Origin of the sequence: Halonatronum saccharophilum DSM 13868 (genome assembly GCF_000517025.1) — a bacterium.
GTDB classification, from domain to species: domain Bacteria; phylum Bacillota; class Halanaerobiia; order Halobacteroidales; family Halobacteroidaceae; genus Halonatronum; species Halonatronum saccharophilum.
On record NZ_KI912094.1, the window covers coordinates 145,244 to 145,912 of the forward strand.

Annotated in this window: 1 protein-coding gene; it reads right to left on the reverse strand. The window is 31.7% G+C overall.

Going from position 1 to position 669, the window contains the following annotated elements:
• Window positions 1–196: 196 nt before the first annotated feature.
• A partial coding sequence (locus tag HALSAC_RS15010; RefSeq protein ID WP_035571271.1) for an ABC-2 family transporter protein occupies window positions 197–669 on the reverse strand: 473 nt, incomplete at its 5' end.

The window sequence follows — 669 nt, forward strand, 5'->3', positions numbered from 1 at the left end:
AGGCTTATCGATAATTATCATCCTTATTCCTCCTTATTAAATCTACTGTTACTTGATTTTTAAATAACACTATATAGTGTCTGTGTCAGTAGTCAGTGTTAGTAAAACCTTAAAAACTATAGGTTTATTAGGTTTTGATTTTTACTGACACTGACACAGACTACTGACACTATATTACTATTAAGTATCAAATACACTAACTTCCCGCACTCTCATAAACACTTATCCCTCTAAGCCAGACTGAATAAGAAATCACAGAAAAGACTACTCCAACTAAAATAGTTCCACCTATAGCCACCAACCCATCTACTTTATCTACAAAATAACTTGCAGGAAAATACGCAGTAAAGGCAAAAGGAACAATAAAGGTTAATACCTTTCTAATCCACTTGGAATAGATAGTTATTGGATACTTAGCAAAGTCACTTAAAGAATAAGTCATATATAAAAATGCTTGACTAAACTTAATCCAAAATGCTAAAGAGGCAAAGATCAATTTAACTGATGTATAGATTAAGGTAGCAAAGATAATAGCTACTCCAAATAAAAAGATATCTAGAATAGTAAAAGTTATACCTAGTCTTATTACAGCTATAATTACAAGTATTATCCCCACTGCCAACTCTCCAAAAGCATCAGGCTGAAAGACTTCTGCTATTAAATGAAAGA